This is a genomic window from Streptomyces diacarni (genome assembly GCF_003323715.1).
GTDB classification, from domain to species: Bacteria; Actinomycetota; Actinomycetes; order Streptomycetales; family Streptomycetaceae; genus Streptomyces; species Streptomyces diacarni.
Window position 1 is genome coordinate 1 of record NZ_QOIN01000068.1, and the last position, 15,542, is coordinate 15,542.

Consider the following 15,542-nt stretch of genomic DNA (forward strand, 5'->3'; position numbering starts at 1 on the left):
GGTCGGGGTATCAACATATCTGGCGTTGACTTTTGGCACGCTGTTGAGTTCTCAAGGAACGGACGCTTCCTTCAAAACCGTCTCACGGGTTTCTCCGGACGTTTGCCCTTTCGGTGTCTCCGACTCTATCAGATGGATTCTGACCGGGGTTTCGGAGTGCTTCTCCCACAAGAATTCCGGGACCGGATTTCTCGGTTCGAGGCGAGGAAGAATCTAACTGTTGCTGCCGAGTCTGTCCAACTCTGGGCAACCGTTCGAATCTAGTGCCCACAGTGGGCCGCTGCAACGGCTTTTCCGGGGCGGACAGGACAGTAGCAGGTCCCCGGTGTCCCACGCACATCACGCGGCAGTCGGCAGCTCCGCCGGGCGGTCCGATGCCGCGATGTCGCCCGTCTCGCCGCTCCTCGCCGCTCGACGGCCCACCACGTACACGTAGCCGAGGAAGGCGAGTTCGGCGAGCACGCCGATCAGGACGCGCGCCCACGTGGGAAGCCCCGACGGAGTGACGAAGGCTTCGATCAGCCCCGAGACGAGGAGTACGGCGGCGAGGCCGATAGCCATGCCGAGGGCCGAACGGCCCTCCTGCGCCAGTGCGGTCCCGCGGCTTCGTGGACCCGGATCGATCACCGTCCATCCGAGACGGAGCCCCGTGCCTGCGGCCACGAAGACCGCCGTCAGCTCCAGCAGGCCATGCGGGAGGAGAAGTCCGAGGAACGTGTCGAGACGGTCGGCGGAACCCATGAGACCCAGTCCGACGCCGAGGTTGACGACGTTCTGGAAGAGGACCCAGAGCACCGGCAGCCCGAGGAGCGCGCCGAAGACGAGACAGATGGCGGCGGCCTGGGCGTTGTTCGTCCAGACCTGCGCGGCGAAGGATGTCGCCGGGTGGCTAGAGTAGTACGTCTCGTACTGGCCACCCGGACGCGTCATCTCGCGCAGCTGGTCCGGGGCGCCGATGGTGGCGCGCACTTCCGGGTGGGTGCCGATCCACCAGGCGATGAGGGCGGCGAGAACGGTGGACAGCAGGGCGGTCGGCACCCACCAGTTGCGGGACCTGTAGACCGCTGCGGGAAAACCCGCGGCGAAGAAGTGTGCGGCGTCGCGCCAGCCGGCCGTGCGTGCTCCTGTGACCGCGCTCCTGGCTCGGGCCACGAGCTGGGTGAGCCGGTCGGTGACGGCGGGGTCCGGCGCACTCGACCGGATCTGCGAGAGGTGCGTGGCGGCACGCTGGTAGAGCGTGACGAGTTCATCCGTCTCCGGGCCGGTCAGGCGGCGGTGACGGCGCAGCAGCTCGTCCAGGCGTTCCCAGTCGGCATGGTGGGCCGAGACGAACACATCCAGGTCCATGAGGAGAGCTTGGCAGAACGCCAGGTGGATCGTCGTACTGGGAGACTGGGCGGCACGGGTCACACGCGGCGCGGAGGGAGCGAGGGTGGTGCGCGGTGAGTGAGTTGATCACGGGGGACGCGGTCGTGCTGGGGTTGCGCTCTGCCCGGCTGCCGAGCAGAGCACTGGCCGTCTGTCTGGACCTGCTGCTGGCATGGGTCATCTATCTGGCGCTGACGCTGGCTTTGTCCGTGGCCACGGCGTCACTCGACGCGGCGGCTTTCGCGGCCGTACAGGTGGCGCTTTTTCTGCTGATCCTGGTCGGGGTGCCGATCGCCGTCGAGACGCTGACGCATGGCCGGTCCGTGGGGAAGCTCGCCGCCGGCCTCCGGGTCGTACGGGAAGACGGTGGGCCGATCCGCTTCCGGCACGCGCTGGTGCGTGGGGCGATCGGTGTGGTGGAGATCCAGTTGCTGTTCGGTCTCGTCGCCTGTACGGCCTCCCTTGTGTCCGTACGGGGACGGCGTCTCGGCGACGTCTTCGGGGGAACGCTGGTGGTGCGCGAACGGGTGCCTGTACCAAAGGGTGTGTCCGTGCCGCCTCCACCGGCGTGGCTCGCCGGGGAGTTCGCTGCGCTCGACCTGTCGCGGGTACCGGATCCGCTGTGGCTCTCTGTACGGCAGTACCTGATGCGGGCCGCCCAGCTGGATCCCGCCGTGAGCCGTTCGCTGTCCGAGCGGCTGGCGGACGACGTCACTGCTTGGACCGGTGCGCCGGCTCCGCAGGGGATGTCGGCCGCTGTCTATCTGGCCGGCGTGGTGGCCGAGCGCCGTCGACGAGAGGAAGAACGGTCCTTCCCCCCGCCGTCCGGCACGCGTGCGGCCGCTGGGGGTGCGGCGGCCTCGCGGCTCCCCGCTTCCTCGGACGGCCCGGTCGCTCCGCGGTCTTCTCAGGTGGACAGCCCCGGCCACGTGCACGCCTCGAACCCTGTGGACGGTTCGGACAGTGCGTCGCGCGCGGACGGCTCGGACCACCGACGCGGCAGCACGGATGCGCCCTCGACCGACCACGGTGAAGGGCCGACGACGCGTCGGGGCACCGGGTTCGTCCCGCCCACGTAGCCGGGACCCCGGCGAGAGGCGCCTGCCACCTCAGCCGGAGCCCGCGGTGCACGTCCGCGGACGCGTCCGCGCCTTCGATCCCTTCAACTTCGTGCTCGCGGTTCACCGGTTCGCGGTGCCGCGAGGATCTTCCGCTGAGGCGGCCCCGCGCCTGGGGCGGCCCCACACGCGTCCGCCACGGTGTCACCGCCACGTGCCGTCCACGGCGATGGCACCGCATACGTCCACGGCGATGGCACCGCGTACGTCTAAGACGGTGGCGCCGGGAAGGTGGACGGCGGCGATTCGAGGTCCTCCAGCTCGATGCCGGGCGCCGCGAGCACCACGTCACCGGCGAGGTGCACGGCGTGCTGCTCCCCTGTCTCCAGGTCGTTGACCTGGTAGTTCTCCACGATGAGGGGGGCGTTGTCAGTGGCGTGTGCTTCGCTGTTCTCCAGTGCCCAGGACTGGTCGAGAGTGCGAGGTGCGAGGACGGGGGGTGTGAACGCGACGAGACGTACGCGGGTGGCCCGGTCGCCGGGGGCCGGCCGCAGCAGTCGGGACGTCGCGATGAGGAATGCGGGGGAAGCCCCGGTGAAGGAGTGCGCGGCGGCGTTGCCCTCTTGGGCTCGCTCACCGGCCGGGTCGGAGCGCACCCAGGTGACGCCGTCCAGTGCCGCTCCGCGGACCTGCCAGCCGGCCGCGTGCAGTTCGAGGCGGAGGGGACGGCCGAGTTCGTCGAGGGTGAGGTCGACAGAGCCCGCGTGCTCGCCGGTGGGGCTGGTGCGTTGCGAGACGTAGCGCCAGCCGGAGGGGCCGGTGGCGCAGTGGAAGTGTTCTTCGCCGAGAAAGGAGTGGTCGTGCGGATCGTGGAGCGAATAGCAGCCGCGGGGCATGGGCGGTTTCCAGGGTCGGTGCGGTGACGGGGCGGTTCTTCGCCCGGTGACGTGGAGGAGGGCCGACACCCGGGTGCCTCCTCGCTCGCCCAGGGTAGGCGGCTTCGCCTCGGCCTTTCCCGCGGCCACCCCTGACACCTCTCCGACTCCGGAGCACTCAGGGGCGCCCTTCCCGAACACGGGCCTGGAAACCCGCTGCGCCCCGCCGCACCGAGGTGCGGCGGGGCGCCGGATGCCGGCACCGGCCTGGCCCGGCACACCGTGCCAGGCCGGTGGGTCGGGTCAGTAGCGGTAGTGGTCCGGCTTGTACGGGCCCTCGACCGGGACGCCGATGTAGGCGGCCTGCTCCGGGCGGAGCGTGGTCAGCTTGACGCCGAGCGCGTCGAGGTGGAGACGCGCGACCTTCTCGTCGAGGTGCTTGGGCAGGACGTAGACGTCGGTCGGGTACGACTCGGGCTTGGTGAACAGCTCGATCTGGGCGATCGTCTGGTTCGCGAAGCTGTTGGACATCACGAAGGACGGGTGTCCCGTGGCGTTGCCCAGATTCAGCAGCCGGCCCTCGGACAGGACGATGAGGATCTTGCCGTCCGGCCAGGTCCAGGTGTGGACCTGCGGCTTGACCTCGTCCTTGACGATGCCGTCGATGGCGGCGAGACCGGCCATGTCGATCTCGTTGTCGAAGTGGCCGATGTTGCCGACGATGGCCTGGTGCTTCATCTTGGCCATGTCCGAGGCCATGATGATGTCCTTGTTGCCCGTGGTGGTGACGAAGATGTCGGCGGTCTCGACCGCGTCGTCCAGGGTCACCACCTGGTAGCCGTCCATCGCCGCCTGCAGGGCGCAGATCGGGTCGACCTCGGTGATCAGGACCCGGGCACCCTGGCCTCGCAGGGACTCGGCGCAGCCCTTGCCGACGTCGCCGTAACCGCACACGAGAGCGACCTTGCCGCCGATGAGGACGTCGGTGGCGCGGTTGATGCCGTCGACGAGGGAGTGGCGGCAGCCGTACTTGTTGTCGAACTTCGACTTCGTGACGGAGTCGTTGACGTTGATCGCCGGGAAGAGCAGCGAGCCGGCCTGCTGCATCTCGTAGAGGCGGTGGACACCGGTGGTGGTCTCCTCGGTGACGCCGCGGATCTCGGAGGCGAGCTGCGTCCACTTCTGCGCGTTCTCGGACAGGGTCCGGTTGAGAAGCTGCAGGATGACGCGGTGCTCGTCGTTCTCCGCGGTGTCGACGGAGGGGGCCGCGCCGGCCTTCTCGTACTCGACGCCCTTGTGCACGAGGAGGGTGGCGTCACCACCGTCGTCGAGGATCATGTTCGGGCCGCCGGTGGGCGTGTTCGGCCAGGTGAGGGCCTGCTCGGTGCACCACCAGTACTCCTCCAGGGTCTCGCCCTTCCAGGCGAAGACCGGGATGCCCTGCGGGTTGTCCGCGGTGCCCTCGGGGCCGACGGCGATCGCGGCGGCCGCGTGGTCCTGGGTGGAGAAGATGTTGCAGGAGGCCCAGCGGACCTCCGCGCCGAGGGCGACGAGGGTTTCGATGAGCACGGCCGTCTGTACGGTCATGTGCAGGGAGCCGGTGACGCGGGCGCCGGCGAGCGGCTTGTCCGCCGCGTACTCCCTGCGGATCGCCATCAGGCCGGGCATCTCATGCTCGGCCAGCGTGATCTCCTTGCGGCCGAAAGAGGCCAGCGAGAGGTCCGCGACCTTGAAGTCCTGGCCGGTCGTGGAGGTCGTCGTCATGTGCGAGCTGCTCCTCGATGTCGAGATATGGGGCTGACTGGTCCGTGCTGCGGCGCGGGACGGCGGTGGCGCCGACGGCGCGGTGCGCGCTGTCGTCACCGGACACACTCGTCCCCTGCTCGCAGCTCAGTCCGTCGGAGGCCCTCTCTCCCTCGGTGGCCCGCGTGCGGGCTCTCCCGACCGCCATCAGCAGCGACGTCTGACCCTACGAATTTACACCGCCTGTCCAGGGGACCGGATCGGCGCCGTCGACAGCAAGTACGGCTCGGGGTCGGTTTTCGGCCGCTTGCGTTCTTGTCGGTCCGGCTGGTTCTGTGCACTCTGCGACCTGTGCGACCGCGGGTGCGACCGCGTCGGCCGTCGAGCACCGTCCGGGCGCTGTTCGGGCGCTGTTCGAGCATCATTCGGGCGCCGGCAACGTGAGAGCGTCTGCGCTACGGCACGTCCGGCGTACGCGCGTACGCGTCCGCGGCTCGTCCGGACCGCCGCGCGCGCGACCGCGGCGCGGCTGTCGGCCCGTGGCCCCGGGGCGCCTCGTGGTCCTGCGTGACGCCTCGTGAGTGCGGCGGGACGCGGCCGGGCGTGGGGCTCGGCTCGGGGCAGAGCGTGCGACCGGGCTGCGGAGATGAGCGGCTGGGCCGAGGCCGCGCGAGCTGGGAGCGTTCCGGTCGCGGCCGTAACTGCGACTGCTACGGCGTAAGAACCACCCTCCACATACCGGCTGATCTAGGAGTTCCACGTGACCAGTCCTGTCGATCCACGCGACGGAGCGTCGCCGCCGTCCGAGCCGGGGCGGAAACTGCTGGCCGTGACCGCGTGTCCCACCGGTATCGCGCACACGTACATGGCGGCGGAAAAACTGACCAAAGCGGCCGAAGCCCGTGGGATCACCATGAAGGTGGAGACACAGGGCTCCATCGGGGCTGAGAACGTACTGTCCGACAACGATGTCAACTCCGCCGACGGCATCATCGTCGCCGCCGACAAGGACGTGGACCTCAGTCGGTTCGCCGGCAAGCGGGTGCTGCTCGCCGGGGTGGCGGACGGCGTCAGCGACCCGGACGGCCTCATCGACCGCGTACGCCACGCCCCTGTGCACCAAGAAGGGATACCCGTCGCCGCCACCGCCGGGGAGGGCGGCGCCCAAGAGGGCGAGGGCGGCGGCCCAGCCGGCCGCGACGGCAGCGGGCACGGGCGCGGTGGCACGGGTTCGGGTCCGGGCTCGGGTGCCGGTGGCGGTCGTGGGGGTCCCCACGGCTCCGGGTCCGCAGGGGCGGCGCCGGGGCCCGCCGGAGCGAAGAGCCGGGAGCGCAGCGTCGGCTACAAAGCGCTGATGAACGGCGTGTCGTACATGATCCCGTTCGTCGTCGTCGGCGGGCTGCTGATCGCCGTGTCGCTCGCTCTCGGCGGCCACCCGCAGGCCGATGGCGGGCTGGTGATTCCGGACGGCAGCTTCTGGAAGCACCTCAACGACATCGGCACCATCGGGTTCACGCTGATGGTGCCGATCCTCTCCGGCTACATCGCCTACGCGATCGCGGACCGTCCTGCGCTGGTACCCGGGATGATCGGAGGCTGGATCGCCAACACGGGTGAGCTGTACGACTCCGAGTCGGGCGCGGGCTTCATCGGAGCGATCGTGACCGGGTTCCTCGCCGGCTACCTGGTGCGCTGGATCAAACTCGTGCCGGTCTCGCGCTTCGTCCGGCCGATCATGCCGATCATCGTGATCCCGATCGTGTCGACGTCGGCGCTCGGACTGTTCTTCATCTACGTCATCGGTAAGCCGATCTCGTGGGTCTTCGAGAACCTCACCGACTTCCTCGGCAGCATGACCGGCACCAGCGCCGCGCTGCTGGGCGTGGTGCTCGGACTGATGATCGCGTTCGACATGGGCGGTCCCGTCAACAAGACGGCGTTCCTCTTCGGCACCGGCCTGGTCTCCAAGAGCCCCGAAGTGATGGGCATGTGTGCGGTGGCCATCCCGGTGCCGCCGCTGGGCCAGGGTCTGGCAACCCTGGTGCGGCGCAAGCTGTACTCGGATCAGGAGCGGGAGACCGGTCTGGCCGCCCTGTTCATGGGCTTCTTCGGCATCACGGAGGGAGCCATTCCGTTCGCGGCCGCGCGGCCCGCCCGGGTCATCCCGGCCAACATGCTCGGTGGCGCCGTGGCGGGCGGTGTCGCCGGTCTGGCGTCGGTCGGTGACAGCGTGCCGCACGGCGGGCCCATCGTGGCCGTGCTCGGCGCGGTCGACGGCATCACGATGTTCTTCCTGGCCATCGTCGTCGGTGCGGCCGTGACGACGGCCACGACGGTCGGTCTGGCGGCGCTCGGCGCCCGCCGCGAGGGGCGGAGCGCCGAGGTCGAGCGCTCCACCCCGGCAGAGCGCGCCGGGTCCGCCGACGGTCCGGAGCCCACCGGGGGGTCGGAGCTCACCGATGGGTCGGAGTCCACCGACCGTACGGAGCCGGCCGAAGCGGAAGCGCCCGACGCGGACTCCCGGGAAGAGAGCGCGTCCACCGACGAGAGCGTGCCCACCGAGGAAAACGCGCCCTCCGGGGAGAGCGCGCCCGCGCCAGTAGGCAGCGTCGGGACCCAGGTCTCCGGTGCGCGGCAGCAAGGGACTTCGGGGCTGCCGGGCCCCGACGGGCGCGGTTCGCAGCCGCAGGTGCTCTCCGGTTATCTGACCGCGTCGACCGTCGCGGAGCAGTTGGCCGCCGGGGAGAAGGAGGACGGTATCCGGGAGATGGCGGCGCTGTTGGGACGCAGCGGCAAGGTCGTCGACGGTGAGGCGCTGGTGCGGGCGGTTCTCGCCCGGGAGGAGCAGGGCACGACGGGGCTGGGTGAGGAGATCGCCATTCCGCATGCCAAGACGGAGGCGGTGTCCGCGCCGGTCGTCGGGTTCGCGCGGTCGACGGAGGGAGTCGAATGGGGCTCATTCGACGGGTCGAAGGCACGGCTCGTTTTCATGATCGCCGTGCCGGAGGAGGCGGCGGGCGACGAGCACCTGCGGATTCTCGCGTTGCTGTCCCGCGCGTTGATGGATCCGGCCTTCCGGGAGCGGTTGTCGGCGGCGCCCGACAAGGAGGCCGTGTTGCGGACACTCGCCGAGATCGGGTGATCCCGGCCGAAGAGCTCATGGGCTCATGACGCCGTGAGCCCGTGAACCCCCTTGAGAGGCGACGAGGCCCGCTCCGCGTGTGCGGAGCGGGCCCTCGGGTCGCGTCCGGCCCTGGGCGGGCTCCTGGAGGAGTCTCAGGCGCCCGGGCTCCCGGCGTCGGACGGTTCGGTCGCCGTGGTCAGCTCCGTACCCGTGGCGCGGTAGATGTCCGGCTCCAGGTAGATGACACGGGCGATGGGTACGGCCTCGCGGATGCGCTGTTCGGCCGCGTCGATGGCGTGAGCGACCTCGACGGCCGTGTCGTCGTGCTGCACGGCGACCTTGGCGGCGACCAGAAGCTCTTCGGGGCCGAGGTGCAGGGTGCGCATGTGGATGACGCGGGTGACGGTGTCTCCGTCGACGACGGCCGCGCGGATCTTCTCGCGTTCGGCGGGGTCAGCGGACTCGCCCAGCAGCAGCGATTTGGTCTCCACGGCCAGTACCAGCGCGATGACGACGAGGAGCGCACCGATGCACATGGTGCCGACGCCGTCCCACACGCCGTTGCCGGTCAGCAGCGCGAGGCCGACGCCGCCGAGGGCGAGGACGAGGCCGATGAGGGCGCCGAAGTCCTCCAGCAGGACGACGGGCAGTTCGGGTGCCTTGGCGCGCCGTACGAACTGGCTCCAGCTGAGCTTCCCTCGGAGCTGGTTGGACTCCTTGATGGCGGTGCGGAAGGAGAACGATTCCGCGATGATGGCGAAGAGCAGGACGCCCACCGGCCAGTACCAGTGCTCGACATCGTGTGGGTGCGCGACCTTTTCGTAGCCCTCGTAGAGCGCGAAAACGCCACCGACGGTGAACAGGACGATGGAGACCAGGAAGCCGTAGATGTACCGCTCGCGGCCGTAGCCGAAGGGGTGCTCCTCGCTGGCCTCCTTCTTGGCCTTCTTGCCGCCGAGCAGGAGGAGCGCCTGGTTGCCCGAGTCGGCGACCGAGTGGACGCCCTCCGCGAGCATCGAGGCAGAGCCGCTGAAGGCCGCCGCCACGAACTTGGCGACGGCGATGGCCAGGTTGGCGCCCAGCGCGGCGACGATCGCTTTCGTTCCGCCTGATGCACTCACGTCTTCCGGGTCCTTCCTGCTGCGGATGCGGCCGTCCGCACGGACAGCTCCTCCTGCGGTGCGGCCGCTCATGTAGGCGGCCACCGAGGCGCGTCTGTCAGACGGCCACCGTGGCGCGGAAGAGCGTACCGTCACCCGAGATCCGTACCTCCTCCCCGGCGGGCACGTAGGCGGAACGTCCCGGAGTGAGGGTCAGTTCGGCTTCGCCGTGGGACCCGTCGGCGCCGCCCGCCGGCGCGCCGCCGCCGGAGCCCGCACCCTCACCGGAGTCCGTACTCTCGTCCGAGCCCGCGCCTTCGGTGCCATGCAGCACCGCCGTCCCCTCCGTGCACAGCAGGATCTGGGCGGCGGGCGCGTGCAGTGCGTGCGGGACGGCTCCTGGTACGAGGACGAAGCGGGAGAGCCTGAATTCGCCCGCGGGGGTTTCGTAGACCTCTTCGCCCGTGTTCTCGTCCGCCTCGGGACGCAGCACGCCGGGGTCCGTCGGTTCGAAGCGGACGATGCGCAGCAGCTCGTCCACGTCCACGTGCTTGGGCGTCAGGCCGCAGCGCAGCACGTTGTCGGAGTTGGCCATGATCTCGACGCCGAGTCCGCTGAGGTAGGCGTGCGGGACACCCGCTCCGAGGAAAAGTGCCTCCCCCGGGCGCAGGACCACGTGGTTGAGGAGCATGGCGGCGAGGACGCCCGGATCGCCTGGGTAGTGCCGGGCGATGTCCGCGTAGACGGCGTGCTCGGCGCTTCCTGCCGCCGCCTCGGCGGCCGCGGCGACCGTGGCGGCCATCTCGTCCTTGTCGGCCGTCAGCAGGGCGGTGAGGACCTCGCGCAGCGCGTCGGTCTCCGGGTGGGCGCGCAGGATGTCGGCGTACGGCTTGAGGCCGTCGACGCCGAGGCTCTCCAGCAGTCCCGCCGCCTGATGCGGGTGTCGGAAGCCGCACAGTCCTTCGAAAGGGGTGAGTGCGCAGATCAGCTCGGGTTTGTGGTGGGCGTCCTTGTAGTTGCGGTGCGGCGCGTCCAGAGGCACTCCGCGCTCCTCCTCGTCGGCGTGGCCCGCCGCCGCCTGGGCGCTGTCGGGGTGCACCTGGAGGGAGAGAGGGGCGTCCGCCGCGAGGAGCTTGAGCAGGAACGGCAGCCGGCGACCGTACGTCTCCACTGTCCGCGCACCCAGTTCGCGCTCCGGTTGTGCCGCGATCACCTCGGACAGCGGCTGCGGTCCCGCTCCCCGCGCGACGCGGGAGGGCGCGCCCGGGTGGGCGCCCATCCACAGCTCGGCCTGGGGCTCCCCGGTGGGGGCCTCGCCGAACAGTGCGGGCAGGGCGGTGGTGGAGCCCCAGGCGTACGGCCTGACGGTGTTCTCCAGACGATCCATGAGGTGTGCGTTCCTACTCGTGCAGTGGCTGGAAGGGCGTACCGCCGCACCGGCACGGCGTGGTGCCGGGCCGGTTCACGCCCAAGGGGAGTCGGTGTCGGCGAGCGCGAGGTAAACGGCGCAGAAATCGGCGGTGGCGATCAGTTCGGCCGCCGCCTGGAGGGGGCTGCTGCCCTCGGCAGGCTCCAGTTCGCTGAGCGGTGTGTCGTGCGCGTAGGCCAGGTCGCGGGCCGCGACGGTGGCGGAGTCGACGCCCGGGGGCGCCTCCCGCAGCAGTACGACGCGTGGGCGCAGGGTTTCGGGCTCCTCCACACGGTCGCGGAAGAAGTCGTCCTCTCCCGGGCCCGAGGCGTACGGGCCTGCCAGCAGTGCCCCGTGCACGGTCATGGCCTCGGGCAGTTCGGCGGGGAGCGCAGGCCTGCCCGGCAGCGCCGTGAAGGCCTGCGTCCAGTGGCGGGCCGCGGCGCCCGCGATACCGCCCTCGCTCCACATCAGCGGGAGCGCACCGGCCAGTTCGACGGCCAGCGTCTTGCCCGGGTTGCTGTAGGGGGCGATGGCGGGACCGCAGCGCTCGGCGACCTCGTCGAGCCGGTCGGCCAGCGCACCGAGTGCGGAGGAGCCGCTCTCGGTCAGCCCGAGCCGGTCGGTGAGCAGCAGCAGCGGTGCGAGGAGTGCCCAGAAGGTTCCGGGTGCGCCGACGGGCCGTCCCGCCTCGCCCGCAGGGGTGCCGTGTCCGCGCCGGGCGGCGCTTCCGCCTGCCCCCACGGTGGCACTCTCGCCGCTGGCTCCCGCTGCGGTCCTCTCGCCGTCTGCCTGTTCCGCCGCGCCTGCGGTGGAGGCGTCACGGGACCGGTCGTCCGTGTCCTCGGTAACGGGGCGTCCTGGCATGTCGGGGGAGGCGTAGATCTCGTACGGTCCGGGCGCCGGCGGCACGGCGAACCCGCGGGTCTCGCCCAGTGCGTCGGTCAGCGGGGCGCCCTCCGGCGTGACGGCGACGACGGCACAGCCCCGTCGGTAGGCCTGTTCGAGCAGCGCTGTCAGACCGGGTTCCGTCCCGTCAGGCGTGACGAGCAGCAGAAGGTCCACAGGGCCCGCCCACCCGGGCAGCGACCAGCGCAGTGCTCCGGCGGACGTGTGCGCGCCGGAGGGGCGCAACCGCGTGACGGGTACGGAGCCTCCTGTGAGGGCACCGAGCAGGTCGGCGACGCACGCGGTAGCAGGCCCGGGGCCGGCGACCAGGAGCGCGCGGGGACGGCCCTCCGGGCGGAGCTTCTCCAGGCCCGCCTCGGTGGCGTGCCGCACCCCCGTACGGACGCGTGCCCCGGCTTCCGCCACCCCGCGCAGCAGACCGCGGACGTCGGCGCGGGCCAGCGCCTCGGGTGCGTCGAGGAGCGTCTCGTCGAGCATCTTCCGTAGCCTCCGATCGGCTTCCGGTTGCTTTCCGGTGGTTCCTTGGGCGCGGCCCAGGGCCCGGTGGCACGGCCGAGGGGTCCGTTGGTGCGGCCGGTGATCTCACCGGCACGGCCGGTGGGGCCTTCGGCCCGGCCGGCGGGTTCCTCATGGCGGCCGGTGCCGTCCTCCGGTGGCCCCGGGCGCGATGTTCCCGCAACGGTTCTGCGCCCCGAGGGACGTCCGGAAGGGCGCCGGAGAGGCCGTCCCGAAGAGACACCCTGACAAGGCTCCGGCAGAGCGTCCGGGAGAGTCGTTTGACGGGGCTCCCGGCGGGCACCGTCCGACAGCGGCGCCTGCGGGTCAGGCGGGGCGGCGGGCCTCGTCCACCAGGAGGACCGGAATCCCGTCACGCACCGGATACACCAGGCCGCACTCCGCACCCTGGGTGCACTGCAGCTCGTCGCCCTCCTCACGCAGCGGCGCGTGACACGCCGGACAGGCGAGGATCTCCAGGAGTCCGGCTTCGAGCGGCATGTGTTCCTCCAGGTGCGGGGCGCGGCGGCGGTGTGCCGACTGTGTTGTGCTGGCTGTGCCGTCAGGGTACCGCCGCGGGCGGGGGACGGGGCCAGGGGCGCCGTCAGGCCTGGGCGTCCCGTTCGGTCTCCGCCCGCACGATGGCCAGCACCTCGTCCCTGATGCGTTCGACCGTCTCCGTGTCGCAGGCTTCCACGTTCAGACGGAGCAGCGGTTCCGTGTTGGACGGGCGGAGGTTGAACCACCAGTTGACGCCTGTGACGGACAGCCCGTCCAGCTCGTCGATGGTGACGCCCTCGCTGCCCGCGAAGACGGCCTTTACCGCGTTGGTGCGGTTGAACTGGTCCTCGACGGTGCTGTTGATCTCTCCGGAGGAGGGGTAGCGGTCGTAGCGGGCGACGAGTTGGGAGAGCGTTCCCTCCTGCCCGCCGAGTGCGGCCAGGACGTGCAGGGCGGCGAGCATGCCGGTGTCGGCGTTCCAGAAGTCGCGGAAGTAGTAGTGGGCCGAGTGCTCGCCACCGAAGATGGCACCGGTGCGAGCCATCTCCGCCTTGATGAACGAGTGGCCGACGCGGGTGCGCACGGGTGCGCCGCCGCTCTCCCTGACGACCTCGGGGACCGCCCGGGAGGTGATCAGGTTGTGGATCACTGTGGCGCCCGGAGCCTTGGCCAGCTCGCGGGAGGCCACCAGCGCGGTGATCGCGGACGGCGGGACGGGCTCGCCCCGCTCGTCCACGACGAAGCAGCGGTCGGCGTCGCCGTCGAAGGCCAGGCCGATGTCGGCCCCGGTCTGGAGCACCCGGTGCCGCAGATCGACGATGTTCTTCGGATCGAGCGGGTTGGCCTCGTGGTTGGGGAAGGTGCCGTCCAGCTGGAAGTACATCGCGTCCAGTTCGACCGGCAGCTCGGCCAGCACGGTGGGCACGGTGTGGCCGCCCATGCCGTTGCCGGCGTCGACGACGACCTTCAGGGGACGGATGCCCGACAGGTCGACCAGGGAGCGCAGGTAGGCCGCGTAGTCCTCCAGCATGTCCCGCTGGCCGATGGCGCCTTGGGGGGTGTCGCCCGTCGGTGCGCCGCCCGCGTCCAGCCACCGCTCGACCAGGGAGCGGATCTGTGCCAGCCCCGTGTCCTCGCCGACCGGCGCGGCGCCGCGGCGGCACATCTTGATGCCGTTGTACTGGGCCGGGTTGTGGCTGGCGGTGAACATGGCGCCGGCCTTGTCCAGTTGGCCGCTGGCGAAGTACAGCTGGTCGGTGGAGCACAGGCCGATCTCGGTGACGTCGGCGCCCTGGGAGGCCGCGCCTTGTGCGAACGCACGCGCGAGGCCCGGGGAGGAGGGCCGCATATCGTGCCCGACGACGATGGCGGGGGCCTCGGTGACGCGGACGAAGGCGGCGCCGAACAGTTCGGCGGTCTCCTCGTCCCACTGGTCCGGCACCACACCGCGCACGTCGTACGCCTTCACGATCTGAGACAGATCAGCCACGGCCAGCCCTTCCTGGGTTGTCGGTCGGCAACGGGCACAAATCTACCCGTGGGTGTGACAGCCGCAGCGCGGCAGCACGGGTGACCTACGGTTCCGGGGACCGAAGGACCCTCAGATGGCCGCGCCGGGCGACCTCCATCGGGTCGGCGTCCCGCCCGTCGGCGCCCCGCAGCCCTTCCCTCGGTGACGGGTCACGGGGGTCGGGGCGCGGCGTACGGGCGGCCTCACGCACGGCGTTGGCAAGAGCTTCGAGGTCGTCACTGCTGGGCCGGGCCGCAGCGGTGTCGACAGCGAGCCGTACGACCTCCCAGCCGCGGGGCGCGGTGAGCCGTTCGGAGTGCTCGGCGCACAGGTCGTAGCAGTGGGGCTCGGCGTAGGTGGCCAGCGGCCCCAGGACGGCGGTGGAGTCCGCGTAGACGTACGTGAGCGTCGCGACGGCGGGACGACCGCAAGCGGTGCGCGAACATCGACGTACAGGGCTCACGACGTTGGACCGTACCGCACTCTTGAGCGGGCCGCGACGACTCTCCCCGACGTCACCCTGCCGTGTCGTCCGTGTTCGCCGGAAACGCCTGATCTGCTGAAAGAGCCCGCAGGAAGGGCCCGAAGCCCCCTCGCCCCCTGCCGCCGGGGCGTACCAGGATCCGGAAAGGGGCGCAATTCACCTGGTTACGGTCATTTCACACTCGGCGTTCGGCCGAAAGAGGAACTCATCAGGGCAGAAGGGAGGAAGGGAGGCACCGTTCCACCCACGCGGACAAGGCGTCGACCGGATCACCGGCGAGCCGCAGCCGGATGATCGCAAGGGACCCGCAAGCGGCCCGCCAGGGCACCGCAGGGCGACCGTCGACCGCGCGCCGAGCGCCGAGCGGTGACCCGTATGAGGTGGCCGCGTGGGCGCGGACCTGGCAGCCGCCCGACGACGGGGCTCCCGGCGCGCCGGTGGCCCCCCGCGCGACGTGCGCGGCGGGCTACGCTCAGGGGTGATGGACAGCCCCGTACCGCCGCGCAGGACCACTGCCCGGCCGCACAGCCGAGACCGCCACGGCCGTGGCATGCGCGGCCCCATCGCGCCGCCGCAAGTACCGCTCGCCGTCAGCCGCGCCGAGGCGTTCGACGACCTGGTGCGCGATTCGGTGGCCCGTCTGGAGCGGCACTGGCCCCAGCTGGCCGGTGTCGAGTTCGCCGTCCAGGAGGTGCCCCGCTCGGACAACGGAGAGGTGCGCGAGGAAGACGACGCCGTACCGCTCGGACGGGTCGCCGAGGGAGGCGGCAGCCAGCCGGACCGCGTGATCGTCTTCCGGCGTCCGGTGGAGATCCGCAGCCGCACCAGGGACGAGCGCGCCCTCCTCGTGCACGAGGTCGTGGTGGAGCAGGTGGCCGAACTGCTGGGCCTCGCCCCCGAGTCGGTCGACCCCCGTTACGGCCAGGACTGAGCCGGCCCGCGGGAGCCCGTCAGCGCGCCGGAGGGA

The 15,542-nt window shown here is 71.0% G+C and carries 12 protein-coding genes; 3 read left to right on the forward strand and 9 right to left on the reverse strand.

Annotated elements, in window-relative coordinates:
* Positions 1 to 339: 339 nt before the first annotated feature.
* On the reverse strand, positions 340 to 1,347 hold the full coding sequence (locus DTL70_RS30730) for a stage II sporulation protein M (RefSeq protein WP_114025296.1): 1,008 nt from the start codon (positions 1,345 to 1,347) through the stop codon (positions 340 to 342).
* A 95-nt stretch (positions 1,348 to 1,442) separates the two neighbouring features.
* On the opposite strand from DTL70_RS30730, the gene DTL70_RS30735 reads away from it, so the two are divergent.
* On the forward strand, positions 1,443 to 2,447 hold the full coding sequence (locus DTL70_RS30735; RefSeq protein ID WP_114025297.1) for an RDD family protein: 1,005 nt from the start codon (positions 1,443 to 1,445) through the stop codon (positions 2,445 to 2,447).
* Between the two features lie 248 nt (positions 2,448 to 2,695).
* Here DTL70_RS30735 and DTL70_RS30740 read toward each other — a convergent pair whose 3' ends face one another.
* Positions 2,696 to 3,322, reverse strand: coding sequence for a hypothetical protein (locus tag DTL70_RS30740; protein WP_114025298.1), 627 nt, complete (start codon positions 3,320 to 3,322; stop codon positions 2,696 to 2,698).
* A 282-nt stretch (positions 3,323 to 3,604) separates the two neighbouring features.
* Complete coding sequence (gene ahcY / locus DTL70_RS30745) at positions 3,605 to 5,065, reverse strand: adenosylhomocysteinase (protein ID WP_114025299.1); 1,461 nt, start codon at positions 5,063 to 5,065, stop codon at positions 3,605 to 3,607.
* Positions 5,066 to 5,804: 739 nt separating this feature from the next.
* On the opposite strand from ahcY, the gene DTL70_RS30750 reads away from it, so the two are divergent.
* Entirely contained in the window at positions 5,805 to 8,186 is a 2,382-nt protein-coding gene (locus DTL70_RS30750; RefSeq protein ID WP_114025300.1) for a fructose-specific PTS transporter subunit EIIC, read from the forward strand.
* A gap of 134 nt (positions 8,187 to 8,320) precedes the next feature.
* Here the strand turns inward: DTL70_RS30750 and DTL70_RS30755 are convergent, their stop codons facing one another.
* The 6 genes from DTL70_RS30755 to DTL70_RS30780 all read right to left on the reverse strand — a co-directional run bounded on the left by DTL70_RS30755 (position 8,321) and on the right by DTL70_RS30780 (position 14,554).
* Positions 8,321 to 9,289 (reverse strand): cation diffusion facilitator family transporter, encoded by a 969-nt coding sequence (locus DTL70_RS30755; RefSeq protein ID WP_114025344.1) that lies wholly within the window; start codon positions 9,287 to 9,289, stop codon positions 8,321 to 8,323.
* A gap of 97 nt (positions 9,290 to 9,386) precedes the next feature.
* Entirely contained in the window at positions 9,387 to 10,655 is a 1,269-nt protein-coding gene (gene manA, locus DTL70_RS30760) for a mannose-6-phosphate isomerase, class I (protein ID WP_114025301.1), read from the reverse strand.
* A 75-nt stretch (positions 10,656 to 10,730) separates the two neighbouring features.
* Complete coding sequence (locus DTL70_RS30765) at positions 10,731 to 12,062, reverse strand: SIS domain-containing protein (RefSeq protein ID WP_114025302.1); 1,332 nt, start codon at positions 12,060 to 12,062, stop codon at positions 10,731 to 10,733.
* Positions 12,063 to 12,407: 345 nt separating this feature from the next.
* Positions 12,408 to 12,581, reverse strand: a complete 174-nt coding sequence (locus tag DTL70_RS30770) for a Trm112 family protein (RefSeq protein ID WP_114014170.1) — start codon at positions 12,579 to 12,581, stop codon at positions 12,408 to 12,410.
* Positions 12,582 to 12,684: 103 nt separating this feature from the next.
* On the reverse strand, positions 12,685 to 14,070 hold the full coding sequence (locus tag DTL70_RS30775; protein ID WP_114025303.1) for a phosphomannomutase/phosphoglucomutase: 1,386 nt from the start codon (positions 14,068 to 14,070) through the stop codon (positions 12,685 to 12,687).
* Between the two features lie 85 nt (positions 14,071 to 14,155).
* Positions 14,156 to 14,554, reverse strand: coding sequence for a DUF3499 domain-containing protein (locus DTL70_RS30780; RefSeq protein WP_181861147.1), 399 nt, complete (start codon positions 14,552 to 14,554; stop codon positions 14,156 to 14,158).
* Between the two features lie 502 nt (positions 14,555 to 15,056).
* Between DTL70_RS30780 and DTL70_RS30785 the strand changes: the two genes are divergently transcribed.
* Complete coding sequence (locus tag DTL70_RS30785) at positions 15,057 to 15,506, forward strand: metallopeptidase family protein (protein WP_114025305.1); 450 nt, start codon at positions 15,057 to 15,059, stop codon at positions 15,504 to 15,506.
* The last annotated feature ends 36 nt before the right edge of the window (positions 15,507 to 15,542 follow it).